Source organism: Kribbella sp. NBC_01484 (genome assembly GCF_036227145.1).
In the GTDB taxonomy this organism is placed as follows: Bacteria; Actinomycetota; Actinomycetes; order Propionibacteriales; family Kribbellaceae; genus Kribbella.
Map to the genome: position 1 here is coordinate 5,963,318 of NZ_CP109437.1, position 17,045 is coordinate 5,980,362.

Sequence of the window (17,045 nt, forward strand, 5' to 3'; positions counted from 1 at the left end):
GTCACCCTCGTTCGAAGAAGCTCGGGCCGACCGGCTCCAGGAAGCCGCTCTGCGCAACCAGGTAGCCCTCACTGTCAACTGCCAAGGGTAGCTGAGGCAGCGGACGGGCGGCGGGACCGAAGACGACCTTGGCGCCGTCGGCCAGGTCGAACGTCGACTGGTGGCACGGGCAGAGCACGTGGTGGGTGGTCTGCTCGTACAGCGAGATCGGGCAGCCGACGTGGGTGCAGATCTTGGAGTAGCACAGGATGCCGTCGACACCCCAGTTCTCCCGCCCGGGTGGGGTCTGGATCTCGCTCGGCCTGATCCGGACCATGATCACCGCGGACTTCGCCCGCTGGTTCTGGTACGCGACCGCGCTAACCTCCTGCAGCTCCAGGAGGTTGGACGGGATCCCGTTGACCAGCTGGCCGATGACCATGTCCGACGGCCTGATCGGGCGGCCCGTGACGTCGTTGACGACCCGGACGCCCTTCGCCCAGATCGTGTTGTACAGGCTGCGGCCGGGCAGCGGACCCAGGTCGCGCAGCAGCACGATGGCCGGCAGGCCGAGCAGGGCCATCGCGGCGATCAGCGAGCGGCGGATCATCTTGCGCCGGCCGAAACCGGACTCCGCGGCACCCTGCTTGAACGCCTCGGTGATCTCGGCGATCTGCTCCGGCGACGAGTTCGCCGGGTGCCGGTCCTCGGAGATCTCCTCGTCGACCATCAGCTTCTTGGCCCACTGGATCGCGCCGGCGCCGATCAGGAACAGCGCCAGCCCCAGGCACAGGCCGATCGTCATGTTGTTGGCGTTGCCGGACAGCGGGCCGAAGACGATCCGGCCGTCCCGCGGGATGGCGAAGTACGCCACACACGAGCCGAGCGCGAGCAGGGCGGCCAGGGTGAACATGGTCGACACCTGGCGCTCGACCCGGTCGGCCGCCTTCGGGTCGATGTCGGTGATCCGGTACTCGTGCGGCTCGATGCCCGGGTCCGGGATCGGCTCCGCCACCTGTACCTGGCTGTGCTCCTCGTCCGCCTTCACGGCGGGAAGGTTCTCGTCGTGACTCATTCGGCCTTCGCTCCCTTGGCCTTGACGCCCTTGGCGCCGATCCAGACCGCTACACAGACCAGCAGGCCGATACCGACCAGCCAGCCCCACAGACCCTCCGAGACGGGGCCGAGCCGGCCGAGACCGAAGCCACCCGGGTCCTTCTGCTCCTGCAGCGACTTCACATACGCGATGATGTCGCGCTTGTCCTGCGGCGTCATCACCTGGTCGGAGAAGACCGGCATCTGCTGCGGGCCGGTCAGCATGGCCTCGTAGATGTGCTTCTCACTGACGCCCATCAGCGACGGCGCGTACTTGCCGTTCGGCAGTGCGCCACCGCGACCGGCGAAGTTGTGGCAGGCCGTGCAGTTGGTGCGGAACAGTTCCCCACCGCGGACGATCTGCTCGTCGGTCGCCTTACTGACGTCGTACGACTCCTGCCCCGGGACCGCCGGGCCGGGGGCGAGCGAGGCGACGTACGCGGCCAGCGCCTCGATCTCCGCCTCGGTGTAGGACGGCGTCTTGCGCGGGACCTGCGAGCCCGTCTGCATCGCGGGCATCCGGCCGGTGCCGACCTGGAAGTCGACCGCGGCCGCGCCGACGCCGATCAGCGACGGGCCGGCCATCTTGCCCTCGCCGTTGCTGCCGCCCTCGGCGTTCAGGCCGTGGCAGCTGGCGCAACCGACCGCGAAGAGCTTCTTGCCCTCCTCGATCTGCTGGGACTGGGGCGAGTTGTCCGCGACCGCGTTGTCAGGGGCGAAGGCGGCGTACGCCGAACCCACTGCCAAGAGGCCGAACAGGAGCACGACGAGGCCGGCTGACCGGTGCCGTCGACGTGCGGAGAGGAAGCGCGCCGGTGACAAGGAAAGTCTCTTCTCACTCATTTGAGCAGGTAGATGGTCGCGAACAGGGCGATCCAGACCACGTCGACGAAGTGCCAGTAGTAGGACACGACGATCGCCGAGACCGCCTGTTCGTGGGTGAACTTACGAGCCATGTACGTCCTGGCCAGGACGAACACGAAAGCGATGAGTCCGCCGGTCACGTGCAGACCGTGGAACCCGGTGGCCAGATAGAAGACCGATCCGTACGGCGACGACGAGATCGTCAGGCCCTCGTGGACCAGGGTCGCGTACTCGGTGACCTGGCCGGCGATGAAGGTCGCGCCCATCAGGTACGTGAGGATGAACCACTCACGCATACCCCAGTTGCGCGGATTCGCCAGCGGGCCGGTCCGGCCCACCTTGCCGTGCTCGGCGGCGAACACACCGGCCTGGCAGGTGAACGACGACGCGACCAGGATGAACGTGTTCACCGAGGCGAACGTGACGTTCAGGTGCGAGGTCGAGAAGTCCCAGAGCGTCTCCTGACCGGGCACGGCGGAAGCGGTCGTCACCGACCGGATCGTGAAGTACGCCGCGAACAGGGCGGCGAAGAACATCAGTTCGCTCGAGAGCCAGACGATCGTGCCGACACTGACCATGCTGGGACGGTCGTGGTGTCCGTGTTCACGAGACGCTGGGAGCGCGGTTGCAGTGGCCACGCCGTCATTATGTCGGTCCGGGTATCAACCGCCACGACCACCCCCATGCATGTCGTCAACTCGTTGTTCTTACTGTTGAAGCGTGCTTCCCCTCCACGCCACGCCCGGCGACCAGATCGAGCCGTTCACGCCGCTGCGGTTGCTGACGGCATGGACCTTCGAACCGGTGTTACTCGGCGTGATCGTGATCCTCGGCGGGCTCTATCTGTACGGCGTCCACAAGCTGCGCAAGCGGGGCGACAAGTGGTCCCGGGGCCGCACGTTCTCGTTCGTCGGCGTCGGGCTCGGAAGCGCCGTGATCGCGACCCAATCGGCGCTGGGGACCTATGACACGGTGCTGCTCAGCGTGCACATGGGCCAGCACATGATGCTGTCGATGCTGACGCCGCTGGCGATGGCGCTCGGCGCGCCGATCACGCTGGCGTTGCGGACGCTTCCACAGCGTCCCCGGAAGTGGTTGCTCTCCGTGTTGCATTCACGGCTCGCGAAGGTGCTCTGCTTCCCGCTGGTCGGCTTCACGCTGTTCGTGCTGAGCCCCTGGGCGCTCTATTTCAGCGGCTGGTACGACGCCACCCTGCACTCGACCGGGTTGCACGATCTGCTGCATGTGCACTTCATCCTGATCGGCTCACTCTTCTTCTGGCCGCTGCTCGGGATCGACCCGGTGCCGGGGCGCGTGATCTACCCGTTCCGGCTGCTGTTGATATTCCTCACACTGCCGTTCCACGCGTTCCTCGGCATCACGATCATGTCCGCGAACAAGCTGATCGCCGAGGACTGGTACACGAGCTTCGGCCGCTCCTGGCCGCCGTCGCCGTTGCGCGACCAGTACATCGCCGGCGGCCTGCTCTGGGGCTCCGGTGACCTCATCGGCGTGGTGTTCTTCGCCGTACTGTTCGTCCAATGGGTGCGCGAGTCGCAGCGCGAGGCGCGCCGGGAGGATCGCCGGCTGGACCGGTTGGAGGAACAGGCTCGCCGGGCCGCGCAGCCACCCCGGTAGCATTCGCGGTGTCCAGTCTTCTTAGAACACAGCTTGGGATGGATCGATGAGTTCAGAGCGTCCGCTGAAGGTGCTGGTCTACAGCGACGACCGTACGACGCGGGAGTCCGTCCGGCTGGCCCTGGGCAAGCGGCCGGCCGCCGATCTGCCCGAGCTCGAGTACGTCGAGTGCGCGACCGAACCGGCCGTGATCAAGACCATGGACAAGGGCGGGATCGACCTGGCCATCCTGGACGGCGAAGCCGTGCCGGCCGGTGGCATGGGCATCGCCCGGCAGCTGAAGGACGAGATCTTCCAGTGCCCGCCGCTGCTCGTCATCACCGGCCGCCCGCAGGACGCGTGGCTGGCGACCTGGTCGCGGGCCGAGGGCGCGGTCTCGCACCCGATCGACCCGCTCCGGCTGGCCGAGGTCACCGCGGACCTGCTCCGGCAGCGGCTGGCCACGCTGCCCGCCACCACTGCCTGACGGACGATGGCCGAGTCGGATTACACCTGGCCGCAGGTTCTCAACCCGTTGTTGCGGCGTGAGGACCTGGAGGCATCCGCCACCGCGTGGGCGATGGAGCAGATCCTGTCCGGCGCGGCGTCGCCGGCGCAGCTCGCCGGCTTCGTGATCGCGCTGCGGTCCAAGGGCGAGACCGTGACCGAGGTCGAGGGCCTGGTCGCGACGATGCGCGAGTTCGCCGGCAAGGTCTCGGTGCCGGGCCGGACGCTGGACGTGGTCGGCACCGGCGGTGACCAAGCCCACACCGTGAACATCAGCACGATGGCGGCGATCGTCGCGGCGGGTGCGGGCGCCAAGGTGGTCAAGCACGGCAACCGTGCGGCTTCGTCGGCGTGCGGTGCGGCCGACGTACTCGAGGAGCTGGGTATTCCGCTCGACCTCACCGCCGCGCAGGTCGCCGAGGTGGGGGAGCGGGCCGGGATCACCTTCTGTTTCGCTTCCGCGTTCCACCCGGCGTTGCGGCATGCCGCCGTACCTCGGCGTGAGCTCGGCGTACCGACGACGTTCAACCTGCTTGGACCGCTGGCGAACCCTGGCGATCCGTCTGCGCAGGCGGTCGGCGTTGCGGACCAGCGGATCGCCGGGCTGATCGCCGGCGTGCTGGCGCGACGTGGGATTGATGCGCTGGTCTTCCATGGTGACGACGGGCTCGACGAACTGACCACGCGGACGACGTCGCAGGTGTGGATCGTCGGCGGTGGGTCGGTGGATGGGCCGTTCACGGTGGATCCGCGGGAACTCGGGATCGAGCCGGTCGTCGCGGACGCGTTGCGGGGTGCGGATGCGTCGTACAACGCGAAGGTCGTCCGGGCGCTGGTCGACGGTGAGCCGGGGGCGGTGCGGGACGTCGTACTGCTCAACGCCGGGGCGGCGCTGGCGGCTTATGAGCCGTTGCCGGGGGACATCACCAGCCGGATCCGTACTGGGATGGATCGTGCCGCGGAGGCGATCGACTCCGGTGCGGCGAAGGAGACCCTGGATCGGTGGATCGCGGCCTGCGCCGAGGTGCGCGGCTGACCGGCGGGGGAGTCCCCGCCGGCCCTTTGCACGTTATGCGTTGATCTTGATCTGGCTGACCTTGAAGCGCCAGACCTTCTGCCAGGCCGGCGTGGACCCGGCGATGTCGGCGACGGCCACGTCCGCTGTGCCGTTGCCGCGGTCGATCACCGCGATCATCACGGTCGAGAAGGTCTCCTTGACGCCGGCCTCGTTCACCACGACCTTGGCGACGAGCTCATGGCCGGGATGGCCGCCGACCGTGATCGCCTTGTGGGTGGTGCCGGGCAGGATCTTGACGTCCTTGGAGTACAGGCCGATGATCGCCCGCGACCCCGCCTGCACCGCGGCCTCCTTCAGGCCGGCCGCCGTGTTCTTGTACGGGATGTCGGGAGCCAGCTGCCCGAATGCCGCGTAGTTACCCCAGTCGTGGTCCTTGCCGTCGTAGTTCTTGTGCACGATGAACCAGATCGCCGCGCCGCCCCACAGACCGGTCTGCTCGTCGTAGTTGGTCCAGGCCGAACTCATGATCGGCATCGTGTCGTTGTTAGCGGCAAGCATCTCGGTGCCCAGCACCTTGCCGAACGGCGTGGGCGTCTCGGACGGCTTCACCGACGGACTGACCGTCTCGATCGGCGCCTGATTCCCGGACGGCAACGCGACGGGGCTGACCGCGTCCGCCTTGTTCCAGATCCACCCGACACTCAACCCAGTGGTCGCCAACGCCGCCAGTACCAACACCAACGCCCCCACCAACCGAGCCCTGGTCCCAGGATCCATCGGCGCCTTTCCGCCGCGCCCCGCAGGCCCGGTCACCCCATACTCAGCCGGTCCATGCGCCTCCTGCCCACCCTGCTGCCCGTGCGCCGCCTGCCCGGCGTGCCGACCATGCGACGGCCCACCAGCCAACTGCCCGTACGCCGCTTGCCCGCTCTGCTGCCCGTGTGCCGGGTGGCCGGGCTGCCGGGCAGTCTGTGGCCCTCCGTACGGAGGCTGCCCTGGCTGAGGCGGCCCCACCTGCGGCCGGCCGGGTGGTGTCTGCGCGTGCTGAGGCTGCCCGGGCTGCCAGCCACCTTGCTGCTGGTAGCAAGCCGGCTGTTGCCCGGGCGGCTGCTGCCCACCGTGCCGCGACGGAGCCGGCTGCAGTCCCCACATCTGCTGCGCACCCGCCTGCTGCGCACCCGCCTGCTGCGCACCGGCCTGCTGTGCACCGGCCTGCTGCGCGCCGGCCTGCTGGGTGCCTGCTTGCTGGGGACTCTGGTGTTGCCGACCAGGCTGCTGTGCGTTTGGCTGCCGCGGACCGGCGTGCTGCGGGCCGGCCTGCTGTGCACCCGTTTGCTGGGGACTCTGCTGTTGCGACCGGGGCTGCTGGCCGCCAGCCTGCCCCGGCCCGGCCTGCCAGCCGCCACGTTGTTGCGGTCCGGCCTGCTGGGCGCCCGATTGCTGCGGACCGGCCTGCTGCTGGGGCCAAGGCTGTTGCTGGGTCCAGTGTTGCTGGGCAGGCGGCTGCTGAGGTGCCGCGTGTTGCGGGGCCGAGTGTTGTGGCGCCGCTGGAGGTTGCTGCCCGGGGCGCTGCTGGTAAGGCTGCTGCGGACCCCGCTGCTGTGTGGGCTGCGGCATACCGAAAGGCGCCTGTCCGCCGCGGGCGGACTCTGCCGGCGGGGGAGGGGGCGGCGGCGCCGGCGCGGGCGACTGCCCGAACAACGGATCGGACGACCCACCACCCAACGCATCAGCCCCGGACTGCGCAGACACCGCCGACCGCCCGGACACTGCGGACTGCCCCGACACCGCGGAGTGCGAGTTTGGGGTGGGTGGGGCTTGGGGCGTGCCGGCTAGTGGATCGCCGGAGGGCGGCACGAGGCCTCGAGCCGACGGGTCCGCGGGGGGCGGGGTCGGCGCGTGGGCCTGTGGTTGGTCGCCGTACTGCGGGGTGTCGCCGGAGCCATGTGCGGGCGCACTGTGGCGGGCGGGCGGCCGCTGGGGCGGTTGTGGGGTCTGGTTTTCGTTCTCAGCCAACGTTGATTCCCTTGTAGGCCTGACTCTCGGCCGCCCTCAGATCCGGCCGGGTGTTGGGGATGTCGCTGATGTACGCGACTGCAGTGCCGTCACCGAGGTCGAAAACGGCCACAGTCAGGGTAAGCACTCGAGCGGTCACCTTGGCCGACTTCGCGGTCACCGTCTGCTGGAAGAACCAGCCCGACTTGTCCGAACGCTTCACCGCACCGTTGGCCACCGTCTTGAACGTCACCGGAATGTCCCCGTACATGGAGGTCCGCAGCTGGATCGACAGCGCCGCCGCGGTCGCTTTCGGGTCGCCGTTGAAGCCCGAGCCGGTCCCCAGCGCGCCGACGAAGATGTCGGCGTACCAGTCGTTCGTGCCGTCGAACTTCTCCTGCAGTACGACGTACTGCCCGCTGGAGTCGAGCAACTGCGGCACCAACCGCTTGCGGTCCGACCACGGCGGCGTACGACGGGGGAACGAGATCGCGTCGGACGAGATGCGCGCGCCTTCGTGCAGCTTCGGATTCTTCGACTGCCCCGGCTTGGTGCTGCTCTGGTTCGTCGGCTGGCTGCCGGTCGGCTGTGCGGTCGGCGTACCGGTGGTGTCCGGTCCCGCCTTCTTGTCGCCGCTCGGGTTGACGATCAGGAACACCGCCGCAATCACCAACATCACCAGCGCAACCGCCGCGCCGATGATCAACGGCACCTTCATCCCCGAAGGCCCGCCACCGTCCCCCTTGCCCTTCTTCTCCCGCTTCCCTCCACGCCCAGCCCCACCCGAGCTCAGCTCCTGCTGCCCGCCACCCCAGGCCTCATCCTCTTCCCCCCAAGCCCGAGGAGCAGTCTCCTGGCCGCCAACCGCCTGCTGCGCCGCCCAAGCCACAGCCCCGCTCTGCTGCCCACCACCAACCGCCTGCTGTGCCCCCCACGCCGCAGCCCCGCTCTGCTGCTCACCACTCCACGCCGCCTGCTGCTGACTGCCCGAGTTCAGGCTGCCAATCTGCCTGCCACCCCAACCCTCACCACCGCCCTGCTGCCCACCCCAAGCCGCAGCACCCGCCTCCTGCCGACCACCCGAATCCTGCCCGCCGTTCTGTCCGCCACCCCAGGACTCCCCGCCGGCCGACCACTGGCCGTTGCCGGGCTGGCTGCTACCCCAGTTCTCGCCGCTGGCCTGCTGCGCACCCCAAGCCCCCGTCTCGCCGCCGGAACTTTGGCCGTTGTCGTGCTGGCCGTTACCCCAGGACTCGCCGCTCGCCTGCTGCGCACCCCAAGCCTCGCCGGTCTGCTGCGCACTCTGACCGTTGCCAGTTGCCTGCTGTTCGTCTCCACCCCACGGCGCACCAGCCCCCTGGCCGCCTTGGTCACCAACACCCCAGCCGCCGCCATCTGAAGTCGGCTGCCACGGGTCGGTCCCAGCCTGCTCATGCGCCCAACCACCAGCCTGCCCCGAGCCATCCCCACCCTGCTGAGCCGCCCACCCTTGCGCCTGGTCGCCCTGCACCCCGCTCTGCTGAGCTCCCCAGCCCTGGCCCTGCTCACCCTGCGCGCTCTGCTGAGGTCCCCAGCCCTGCGCTTGGTCGCCCTGCGCGCCGTTTTGCTGAGCTCCCCACGCCTGGCCCTGCTCACTCTCGCCGCTCTGCTGAGCTCCCCACGGCTGGCCCTGGGCGGCGTCATCGCCGGTCGGCTGCGCACCCCAGGCTTGGCCCTGGTCGTCATGACCGGTTTGCTCGGCGCCCCAACTCTGCGCTTGGCCAGCCTGCTGTCCGGCTTCCTGCGTGCCCCAGCCTTCGTCTTGCCCACCGGTCTGCTGCGCGCCCCACGCCGGAGCATCGCCCGCGCCTACGCCGTTCTGCTCTGCGGCCCAGCCCTGACTTTGACCGGCCTGCTCGGCGCCCTCCTGCGTGCTCCAGCCCTCGGTCTGGCGGGTGCCTTCGCCGGTCGGTTGCGCGTTCCAGCCCTGGGACTGGTTGGGCTGGCCAGTCTCCTGGGCGCCCCAGCGCTGTGCCGGGTCGGTGTCCTCGCCGGACTGTTGGGCGCTCCAACCATTTGGTTGGTTGGTCTGCTGCGCGGCCCAGGTCTGGTGGTCCTGGTCGGGTTGGGTGTTCCAGGCTGGCTGCACCTGGGTGGGGTCGTCGCTTCCTTCGTCAGGTCCCCATGGCTGGGTGTGGTCTGTCGGCTGCGAGGTCTGCGGATCGTGCTGTGCGCCCCAGGTGGGCTGGATCTGCGTGGGCTCGTCGGCGTCGTGCTGCGCGGCCCACGGTTGCTGGCCTTCGGGCTGTGAGGCTTGCTGCGGCTGCTGGCCCGCGTTCGGGGCGCCGGTCCAGCTCGCGTCTGACCAGCCCTGTGCCGCCGACTCTGCCCTCGCCCCGTCGGAGGTGTCCGCGCCGCCCACAGCAGGTCCGGCCTTGGCCGCCGTGCCTCCAACCGCGGTGAGACCATTGCGTGCGGCGGTGCCGCCGCCTGCGGCGGGTCCTGTGGCTGCGTTGCCTTCGCTGGGTCCGTTGTGTCCGGCGACCGCGTCGCTTGCGTCGGCTGCTTTGGCTGCGGCGGTGCCGGTTGCGTTGGGGGTGGGCTCAGCGGCTGGTGTGTCGGTTGGGTCGTGGTCGACGGGGGGTGGGGCGAGTTTTAGGGTCCAGGACTTCGGCTGGTCTTGGCTGGTTGTCTCGGCGAGGTCGTCGAGGGGGACGGCTTCGCGTTGGGTCCAGTGTTCGGGTGGGGCGGGGGCGATGACAGGTGCGTTCCAGGTTGCGCGAGCGCGTTCGAACGGGGTCAGGCCGTCCTCGTCAGTTTCAGGATCCTCGTCACCGGCTGCCTCGGTGCCGGCTGGGCCGGTGGTGTTCTCGGGCTGTCCGACCGCGGACAGGTGCGGCCCACCAGTCGACTGGGTTGCCTCGGCGTTGGCCCATAGTTGGGACGTGGCTTGTTGTTGCCACCAACTCGAGTCCGCGGTGTCGCCTGACTCCTGCGAACCCTCGGACCGCGCCTCACCGTCGGACTGCTGCCACGGGCCGGGCCGGACCACGGCTGGCTGCTGCGGGGAGCCGGTCTGTGCGTTGACGGGCTCGGCGGTGGCCGTGGTGGGCTCGGCGTGGTTCGAGTCTGCCGGGTGAGTCGCGGCGAGGTCTTCTTGCTGGGTGCGGTTGGTCCATTGCTTCCCGTTCCACCAGCGGATGGTGTTCGGCTGGCCGGTGGGGTCCGGGTACCAGCCCTCGGGAGGGTTGCTCATGCGTTCACCGTAACTTCAGGTCGTGTCAGCGAGGCCGTGGTTTCCCAGCCCTCAGACACCGTCCTCCTGGCCCAGGCTGAAGGCGGCATCCAGGTCGTGCGTCGAGTACGCGCGGAACGCGATGTGCGTCTCGGTGCTGAGTACACCGGGCACCCGGTTCACGTGGTCCGGGATGACGGTGGCCAGGTCGTCGTGGTGGGCGACCCGGACCATCGCGATCAGGTCGAGCCCGCCGGTGACGGAGTACACCTCGCTGACGCCCTCGATCGCCGCCACCTGCTCGGCGACCTCCGGGATCCGTGCGACGTCGGCCTTGATGAACACGATCGCGGTGACCATGCCGTCCTCTCCTCGAATCACACCCCAACCTGCTGAAGCATAGTGCGGACCACCCCCCAACTCGCGCTCCGAGGTATGACGAGCCGGTCAGGCGGGGTGGGTGGGGTCCAGGGCTCGGAGGGCCTTGGTGGTTTGGTCGTCTGCCGGGAGGAACGCTTCCATGCGGAGTTCGGCGACCGTGACGTCGACCGCTGTGCCGAAGCGGGTGAGGGTCGTGATCAGTCGCAGGTCGCCGTACTCGGAGCGGAGGCAGAGCGGGACCGCGAAGCCCAGGTGCCCGGGCGCCGGCTCTGGGCGCGGTGGGATCAGGGCGATCAGGTCCTGGATCAGGGCGTCGGACTCGGGCGTCGGGTTCTGTGCGGCTTCGCGGGTCAGGGCGTCGATCACGTGCCAGGACCATTGGGCGAAGTTGACGATGCGGGGGGCCAGTCCGGAGGGGTCCAGGAGGAGGCGGGGGATGTTGACGGGCGGCGTGAGGAGGTGGGCTGAGACGCCCGTCGTCAGCGCGTGGAAGACACGGTTCGCCAGCACCAGGTCGCCGCGTCGATCGACGACCACCGCGGGGTACGGTCGATGCCCCTCGAGGATCCCGGTCAGCGCCGTCCGGATCGCCCCGAGCCCCGGTCCGTCGTACGGCGTCTCGTCGTACGCCGGGGCGTAGCCGCCGGCCAGGAGCAGCGCGTTGCGGTCACGGAGCGGGACCTGGAGCGACTCGGCGAGGCGGATGACCATGTCGCGGCCGGGGACCGAGCGGCCGCTCTCGATGAAGCTCACGTGGCGCTGTGTCGTGCCGGCTCGGAGCGCGAGCTCCAGTTGACTCACCCGCCGACGGTTCCGCCACAGCCGGAGGCCGTTCGACAGGTCGGAGGGGTGCGGCGAGGTCAACATGTTCTCTGTCTAGCGCATCGCACCGACAATCCATACCCAGCAGGGAATTGTCCGAGGTACGGCGCTCTCGGCAAGCTCTGAGGCAGGGCGGCGAGGGTCGCCCGGACTCGAGGAGGATGTCTTGTCCGACGCGCAGGAATTGGCCGAGCGGTACGTCGCGGTGTGGAACGAACCCGACACGGAAACCCGGCGGAAGGCAATCCAGGAGCTGTGGACCGAGGACGGCCTGCATCTGCTCGAACCGCCGGAGGAGATCGTCAAGCGGGCCGAGGAGATCGGCGTCACCGCGACGCTGGAGGCCCGGGGGCACGAGGAACTCGTACGGCGGGTGACACGGGCGTACGACGAGTTCGTCGCGCCGGGGCAGTTCGTGTTCCGGCCGCACGGTGAGGCCGCGGCTTTGCAGGACATGGTGAAGCTGCGCTGGGAGATGGTGCCGGCCGGCGGCGGCGAGGTGCTTGCGGTAGGCATCGATCTCCTCCTGCTCGCACCCGACGGCAGGATCCGCACCGACTACCAGTTCATCGAGGCTTAGACACGGACTAGCCGACCCGCGCCGGACCGAGCGGGCGCAGGTGGCGCCGGCGCTCGGTCGGGTGGTGGTGGACGTCGGAGTGGGCATTGTCGAGGCGGGTGAGGTGGCGGCCGGCGCCGCTGACCGGGCAGGTCCAGGTGCCGTCCATCTCGACCAGGCGGATGCCGGGTTGATCGAGCCAGCGCAGGACCAGCTCGATCTCCTCCGGCGAGGCCGAGGCGACCGGGCCGATGCCGGGCAGCACGGTCTCGGCGGACGCGCGGAGCATGTCCAGGTACTTGCGCGGATCCGTCCCGCGCGGGCTGATCCCGGCCGCCGCGAGCCGGCCGCGGCGGATCACATGCAGTTCCCAGCCGCCGTCGTCGGTCCGCCGGGCTGCGCAGATCTCGGCGCATCCGGTCACCGACGCCATCCGCTGCATCCGCGCCGAGCTGCGCACGAAAGCACTCAGCCGATCCCGATGGACGGCGGCATCCTCGAACCGCTCGTCTGCCGACAGTACGTCGATCCGCCGGTCCACCGCCTCGACCACGGGCGTCGGATCCACGGTCAGCGCCATCCGCAGCGCCGTCACGAACTCGCCGTACGAATCCATCGAGATGCGTCCGTCGCACGGCGCCACGCAGCGGCCCATCTCGGCCAGGACGCACGGCGACAACTGCGGGTGCCGTGACATCCGCGCGGTGCACTGCCGGATCGGGAACGCCTCGTGCAGCGCGGCCATCGCCCGCTCGGCCGTCTTCCGCGAGCTGAACGGGCCGAGGTACCCGGCGTCGTCGTCGCGCACCTGTTTCACCAGCGACAAGCGGGGAAACGGTTCGACGGTGACCTTCAGCCAGTGTTGCCGCTCCGGGAACTTCGACCGCCGGTTGTACCGCGGCTTGTGCTCCGCGATCAGCCGCAGTTCGCGGATCTCGGCCTCGAGCGACGTCCCGCACTCGATCCCGCGGACGCCGGTCGCGATGCCGACCATCTCGCCGATCCGGTTGCGGGTCTCGGAGGCGGTGAAGTACGACCGGACCCGGGTCCGCAGGTCCTTCGACTTGCCGACGTACAGCACCTCGCCGCGATCGTCGGTGAACAGATACACACCCGGTGCGTGCGGCAACGTTTCGGCCAGGTGCCGCTTCGCGCGCACAGCCGGCGCGACCCGGGACGAGAACGTCTGCAGATCCTCCAGCGTCTGCACACCGAGCGAGCCGACGCGTTCGAACAGCCCATGCAGCACGTCGACGGTCGCACGGGCATCCGACAAGGCGCGGTGGTTCGGCGTCGTGGTGGTTCGGAAGAGCTTCGCCAGCGTGCCGAGTTTGCAGTTCGGCGCCTCGTCGGGTGTGATCACCCGGCGCGCCAGCAGCGCGGTGTCGACGACGGCGAAGTCCGGCCAGTCGTACCCGTGCACGAGGCTCTCGTGCTTCAGGAAGCCCATGTCGAACGGCGCGTTGTGCGCCACCATCACGCACCCCTGGGCGAACTCGAGGAAGGCCGGCAGCACAGACTCGATCCGCGGTGACAAGGCAACCATCGAGTTGGTGATGCCGGTCAGTACGGCGATGAACGGCGGAATCGGATCCGACGGGTTCACCAGCGTCTGGAACTCGCCGATCAGCTCACCGGCCCGCACCTTCACCGCACCGATCTCGGTGATTCCCGACTCACCCGGCGCGCCGCCCGTGGTCTCCAGGTCGACGACGCAGAACGTGACGTCGCGCAGCGGCGTACCCAGGTCGTCGAAACTCGGCTGGACACCGCGGATCGGCATCAGCGGTTCCGGAGCCGGCGCGCGCACGGGGCTGGTCATGTCCACGACGCTAAGAGCCACCACCGACAATTCCGCAGGTGACACGCGCGGGAGTCGACTAGGCTCTCTGTATGCGTACACAGGCGATCACCGCGATTCCGGGCTTCGTGCCCGCCCGCTGTGGTCTGCATCACTGGCTGAGCCAGGCCAGCATTCCGGCCGGACTGCGGACCGGTGACTGAGGCAGGCACCGCCGCGAGCTCCGCCGCTACGACTTTGCCCGAACCGGTCCGGCAACGGGTTCTCACTCTGGCCGCGCACGCCCTCGGCCAGCTTCCCGCGTCCGACATCCCGGCCCCGTTGCGGCGGTTCGCCAGTTTCGCGCCGGCCAAGCGCGCGAAATTGTCGGCGTCCGTGCTCGGCCCCATCCTCGAGACCGACGACCACTTCCGCCGGCTCGCGGCCTTCCAGGTACGGCGTGAGCACCCGGAGCTCGGCGATGCCGTGGCCGAGGGCATCCCCGTTCCGACCGCGGATCCGATCGAGGTCGCGGCGCTGGCCTACCTGCTCCGCCCGGACGACTGGGAGCAGCGCGTCGCCGCGGCCGCCCAGGTGCCGGTCGACACGCCGCAGGTCGACGGCGAGGTCGTCAGCAGGCTCTCCGACCAGCTCGATCAGGCCCGGACCGAGACCCGCCAAGTCCGCGAACGGCTTCGTGAACAGGTCAACGAGCTCAAGGCCGAGAACGTCACGCTCCGCCGCAAACTGAACGAGGCGCGTCAGCGCATCAGCGGACTGCAGAGCGATCTCGAGCTCCGGACGACGCAAGCCGAGACAGCCGACGAGCGCGTCGACGCCGCCCGCGCCGAGGTGGAGCGTGAGCTGCGCAAACTCCGCGCCCGCATCACCGAACTGGAAGCGGTCGAACACGCGGCCCGTCGTACGGCGGGACAGGAACGCGAACTCGCGTCGACCCGGACACGCCTGCTGCTGGACACGGTGCTCGAGGCAGCGAGTGGACTGCGGCGCGAACTGGCGTTGCCGCCCGGGGGAGAGCTCAGGCCGGCCGACACAGTGGCCGGGAGAGAGCCTGACGCCGCCCCGGTCGGGCGGACCGCGCCTGAGGACGATCCGGCGTTGTTCGACGAGCTGTTGTCGTTGCCTCAGGTGCATCTGATCATCGACGGCTACAACGTGACGAAGACCGCGTGGCCCAACTCACCATTGCATTCGCAGCGTCAGCGGTTGGTGACGGCGTTGGGTGCGTTGGTCGCCCAACGCAGGATCGAAGTCACAGTCGTCTTCGACGGTGCGGAGCTGTCCGGTCCGGTGCAGCTGAATCCGCCCCGTGGTGTGCGCGTGCGCTTCAGCCCGGCCGGGGTGATCGCCGATGAGGTGATCCGGCAACTGGTCCGCGCCGAGCCCCCGGGGCGCCCGGTCGTCGTCGTCTCCACCGACCGCGAGGTTGCCGAAAGCATCATCAACCTCGGCGCCCGCTCACTCTCCGCGGCCAGTCTGATCGCACGCATCGCTCGCGCCTGACCACGAAAACTGTCGGCGGCCTTCTCTAGCGTCCTTCTCAGCCGGATGCAAGTCCGGGTGCTTCCCCACTTTGGAGGACGTTGTGCTGATCGACTGCGACGCGTGCGTGATGAAGGGTCCGGGCTGTCAGGACTGCGTGGTCACGGTGGTGCTCGGCTTCGCTACCGAACGGGCCGGCGCCGCCGGACGGTCCGGCAGCCTGCGGATCGACGACGACGAGAAGGCCGCTCTGGACGCCCTGGCCGAGTCGGGTCTGGTGCCACCGCTCCGCCTCGTTCACGCTGTCAGCAGTGTCGACCCCGACACTGCTGCCGAAAGCCCTGCAGGTGAAGGTGAAACGGCCGTTGGGTCGGGATGATCCTGCGTTAATTTTGGATCAAACCCGAGGGGCGAATTGCACTGGTCACGAAACGGTCACTACTGTTACGTCTCGTTGCCTCAGGGCGCCGGTTGATCAGACCGGCCGGGCAGCGGTAAGCCGAGGGAGTAACCAGTCGGCACCTGTGGGTGAGATATCCACAGCCGGCGCGGTTGACGGGGACGGCGCGAGCAGAGGAAGGGACCGACCGGGCTGTGTCCACCGGACGCATCAACCGCACCAAGGGAATCGCCCTCGCCGCCATCACCAGCACCGCCGTCGTCGCGGGCGTGATCTTCATCCAGGGAGCCGCGGACGCTGATCCGCAGCCCACTCTGGCGCAGGCGAAGGCGCAGGTCGCCGCACTGCAGCACAAGGCCGAGGTCGCCGGTGAGTCGGCCAACGACCTGCGTGGGCAGATCAGCGCCTCGACCGCCCGGGTGAACGCCCTGAAGGCCGCCATCGCCAAGCAGCAGGGCCAGGTCGACACGGTGAAGCGGCAGATCGGATCCCTCGCGGTCGCCGGGTACCAGACCTCCGGGATGTCGACGACGGCTCAGTTGCTGCTGTCGCCGAACCCCGACCAGTTCCTCAGCCAGGCGTCGACCGCCCAGGCCTTCGCGGGCCAGCAGGACACCGCGCTGCGCCGCTACCAGCAGGCCGAGGGCAAGCTGACCGATCTGCAGGCCAGTGAGCAGACCGAACTGTCCGCGCTGCAGGCCGTGCAGGCTCAACAGGACACCCTGAAGAAGCAACTCCAGACCAACCTCGACGCCGCGCAGAAGGTGCTCGACAAGCTCAGCGACTCCGACCGGAAGCGGATCGCGCAGGAGAATGCCGACGCGGCCGAGAAGGCACGCAAGGAGCGGCCGACCCGCTCCGGCGACCGGATGGACAACCTGCCGGTGCCGGTCAGCGGCCGCGCCGGCACCGCGGTGTCGGCCGCGCTGTCGCAGCTCGGCGACCCGTACGTCTGGGGCGCCGACGGTCCCAGCTCCTACGACTGCTCGGGCCTGATGATGTACGCCTGGGCCAAGGCCGGTGTCTCGCTGTCGCACTCGTCGAAGGCGCAGGCCGGCGAGGGCCGCCGGGTCAGCAAGGACCAGTTGATGCCGGGCGACCTGATCTTCTACTACTCGCCGATCAGCCACGTCGCGATGTACATCGGCAACGGCCGGATCGTGCACGCCCCGCGTCCGGGCAAGTCGGTCGAGATCGCCCCGATGGACGAGATGCCCTACAACACCGCGGTCCGCCCGGGCTGACCTGCGTCCTTGACATACTCACCGGCTCCGGGGGGCACGACCCCCGGAGCCGATTCGTTTCACGATC

The 17,045-nt window shown here is 69.2% G+C and carries 16 protein-coding genes; 8 read left to right on the forward strand and 8 right to left on the reverse strand.

Annotation, left to right across the window (positions count from 1 at the left end):
* Position 1: 1 nt before the first annotated feature.
* From qcrA to ctaE, 3 genes are read right to left on the reverse strand one after another with little or no spacing between them, the layout of a single operon-like run.
* The gene (gene qcrA, locus OG555_RS29110; RefSeq protein WP_329475736.1) at positions 2 to 1,054 is read right to left on the reverse strand and encodes a cytochrome bc1 complex Rieske iron-sulfur subunit; all 1,053 of its coding nucleotides are present in this window, start codon (positions 1,052 to 1,054) and stop codon (positions 2 to 4) included.
* Complete coding sequence (gene qcrC / locus OG555_RS29115) at positions 1,051 to 1,917, reverse strand: cytochrome bc1 complex diheme cytochrome c subunit (protein WP_329475737.1); 867 nt, start codon at positions 1,915 to 1,917, stop codon at positions 1,051 to 1,053. Before qcrC ends, qcrA begins: the two co-directional genes overlap by 4 nt.
* Complete coding sequence (gene ctaE, locus OG555_RS29120) at positions 1,914 to 2,516, reverse strand: aa3-type cytochrome oxidase subunit III (RefSeq protein ID WP_329475738.1); 603 nt, start codon at positions 2,514 to 2,516, stop codon at positions 1,914 to 1,916. Before ctaE ends, qcrC begins: the two co-directional genes overlap by 4 nt.
* Before the next feature lie 142 nt (positions 2,517 to 2,658).
* Here ctaE and OG555_RS29125 point away from each other — a divergent pair, with 142 nt between their 5' ends.
* Genes OG555_RS29125 through trpD form a run of 3 tightly spaced genes read left to right on the forward strand, consistent with a single transcriptional unit; the run spans position 2,659 to position 5,098 of the window.
* On the forward strand, positions 2,659 to 3,576 hold the full coding sequence (locus OG555_RS29125; RefSeq protein WP_329475739.1) for a cytochrome c oxidase assembly protein: 918 nt from the start codon (positions 2,659 to 2,661) through the stop codon (positions 3,574 to 3,576).
* A 46-nt stretch (positions 3,577 to 3,622) separates the two neighbouring features.
* Positions 3,623 to 4,042, forward strand: coding sequence for an Rv3143 family two-component system response regulator (locus OG555_RS29130; protein WP_328521886.1), 420 nt, complete (start codon positions 3,623 to 3,625; stop codon positions 4,040 to 4,042).
* Positions 4,043 to 4,048: 6 nt separating this feature from the next.
* Positions 4,049 to 5,098 carry an anthranilate phosphoribosyltransferase gene (trpD, locus tag OG555_RS29135; RefSeq protein ID WP_329475740.1) on the forward strand — a complete coding sequence of 350 codons (1,050 nt, stop codon included), beginning with the start codon at positions 4,049 to 4,051 and terminating at the stop codon, positions 5,096 to 5,098.
* A gap of 33 nt (positions 5,099 to 5,131) precedes the next feature.
* Here trpD and OG555_RS29140 read toward each other — a convergent pair whose 3' ends face one another.
* Positions 5,132 to 5,830 carry a hypothetical protein gene (locus tag OG555_RS29140; protein ID WP_329475741.1) on the reverse strand — a complete coding sequence of 233 codons (699 nt, stop codon included), beginning with the start codon at positions 5,828 to 5,830 and terminating at the stop codon, positions 5,132 to 5,134.
* Between the two features lie 291 nt (positions 5,831 to 6,121).
* Between OG555_RS29140 and OG555_RS29145 the strand changes: the two genes are divergently transcribed.
* Positions 6,122 to 6,916: a hypothetical protein gene (locus OG555_RS29145; protein ID WP_329475742.1), complete on the forward strand. Its 795-nt coding sequence runs from the start codon at positions 6,122 to 6,124 to the stop codon at positions 6,914 to 6,916.
* Positions 6,917 to 7,088: 172 nt separating this feature from the next.
* Here the strand turns inward: OG555_RS29145 and OG555_RS29150 are convergent, their stop codons facing one another.
* The 3 genes from OG555_RS29150 to OG555_RS29160 all read right to left on the reverse strand — a co-directional run bounded on the left by OG555_RS29150 (position 7,089) and on the right by OG555_RS29160 (position 11,471).
* Positions 7,089 to 10,310, reverse strand: a complete 3,222-nt coding sequence (locus tag OG555_RS29150; RefSeq protein WP_329475743.1) for a hypothetical protein — start codon at positions 10,308 to 10,310, stop codon at positions 7,089 to 7,091.
* Positions 10,311 to 10,361: 51 nt separating this feature from the next.
* Positions 10,362 to 10,649 carry an Lrp/AsnC family transcriptional regulator gene (locus OG555_RS29155; protein WP_328521881.1) on the reverse strand — a complete coding sequence of 96 codons (288 nt, stop codon included), beginning with the start codon at positions 10,647 to 10,649 and terminating at the stop codon, positions 10,362 to 10,364.
* An 87-nt stretch (positions 10,650 to 10,736) separates the two neighbouring features.
* Positions 10,737 to 11,471: a helix-turn-helix transcriptional regulator gene (locus OG555_RS29160; RefSeq protein WP_329475744.1), complete on the reverse strand. Its 735-nt coding sequence runs from the start codon at positions 11,469 to 11,471 to the stop codon at positions 10,737 to 10,739.
* A gap of 187 nt (positions 11,472 to 11,658) precedes the next feature.
* On the opposite strand from OG555_RS29160, the gene OG555_RS29165 reads away from it, so the two are divergent.
* The gene (locus OG555_RS29165; protein WP_329475745.1) at positions 11,659 to 12,072 is read left to right on the forward strand and encodes a hypothetical protein; all 414 of its coding nucleotides are present in this window, start codon (positions 11,659 to 11,661) and stop codon (positions 12,070 to 12,072) included.
* Positions 12,073 to 12,079: 7 nt separating this feature from the next.
* Here OG555_RS29165 and OG555_RS29170 read toward each other — a convergent pair whose 3' ends face one another.
* The gene (locus OG555_RS29170; RefSeq protein ID WP_329475746.1) at positions 12,080 to 13,873 is read right to left on the reverse strand and encodes a DEDD exonuclease domain-containing protein; all 1,794 of its coding nucleotides are present in this window, start codon (positions 13,871 to 13,873) and stop codon (positions 12,080 to 12,082) included.
* A gap of 174 nt (positions 13,874 to 14,047) precedes the next feature.
* Here OG555_RS29170 and OG555_RS29175 point away from each other — a divergent pair, with 174 nt between their 5' ends.
* The 3 genes from OG555_RS29175 to OG555_RS29185 all read left to right on the forward strand — a co-directional run bounded on the left by OG555_RS29175 (position 14,048) and on the right by OG555_RS29185 (position 16,978).
* Positions 14,048 to 15,355 carry an NYN domain-containing protein gene (locus OG555_RS29175; protein WP_329475747.1) on the forward strand — a complete coding sequence of 436 codons (1,308 nt, stop codon included), beginning with the start codon at positions 14,048 to 14,050 and terminating at the stop codon, positions 15,353 to 15,355.
* Between the two features lie 82 nt (positions 15,356 to 15,437).
* Positions 15,438 to 15,713 (forward strand): hypothetical protein, encoded by a 276-nt coding sequence (locus OG555_RS29180; RefSeq protein WP_329475748.1) that lies wholly within the window; start codon positions 15,438 to 15,440, stop codon positions 15,711 to 15,713.
* Between the two features lie 215 nt (positions 15,714 to 15,928).
* Positions 15,929 to 16,978: a C40 family peptidase gene (locus OG555_RS29185; RefSeq protein ID WP_329475749.1), complete on the forward strand. Its 1,050-nt coding sequence runs from the start codon at positions 15,929 to 15,931 to the stop codon at positions 16,976 to 16,978.
* Positions 16,979 to 17,045: the final 67 nt, after the last annotated feature.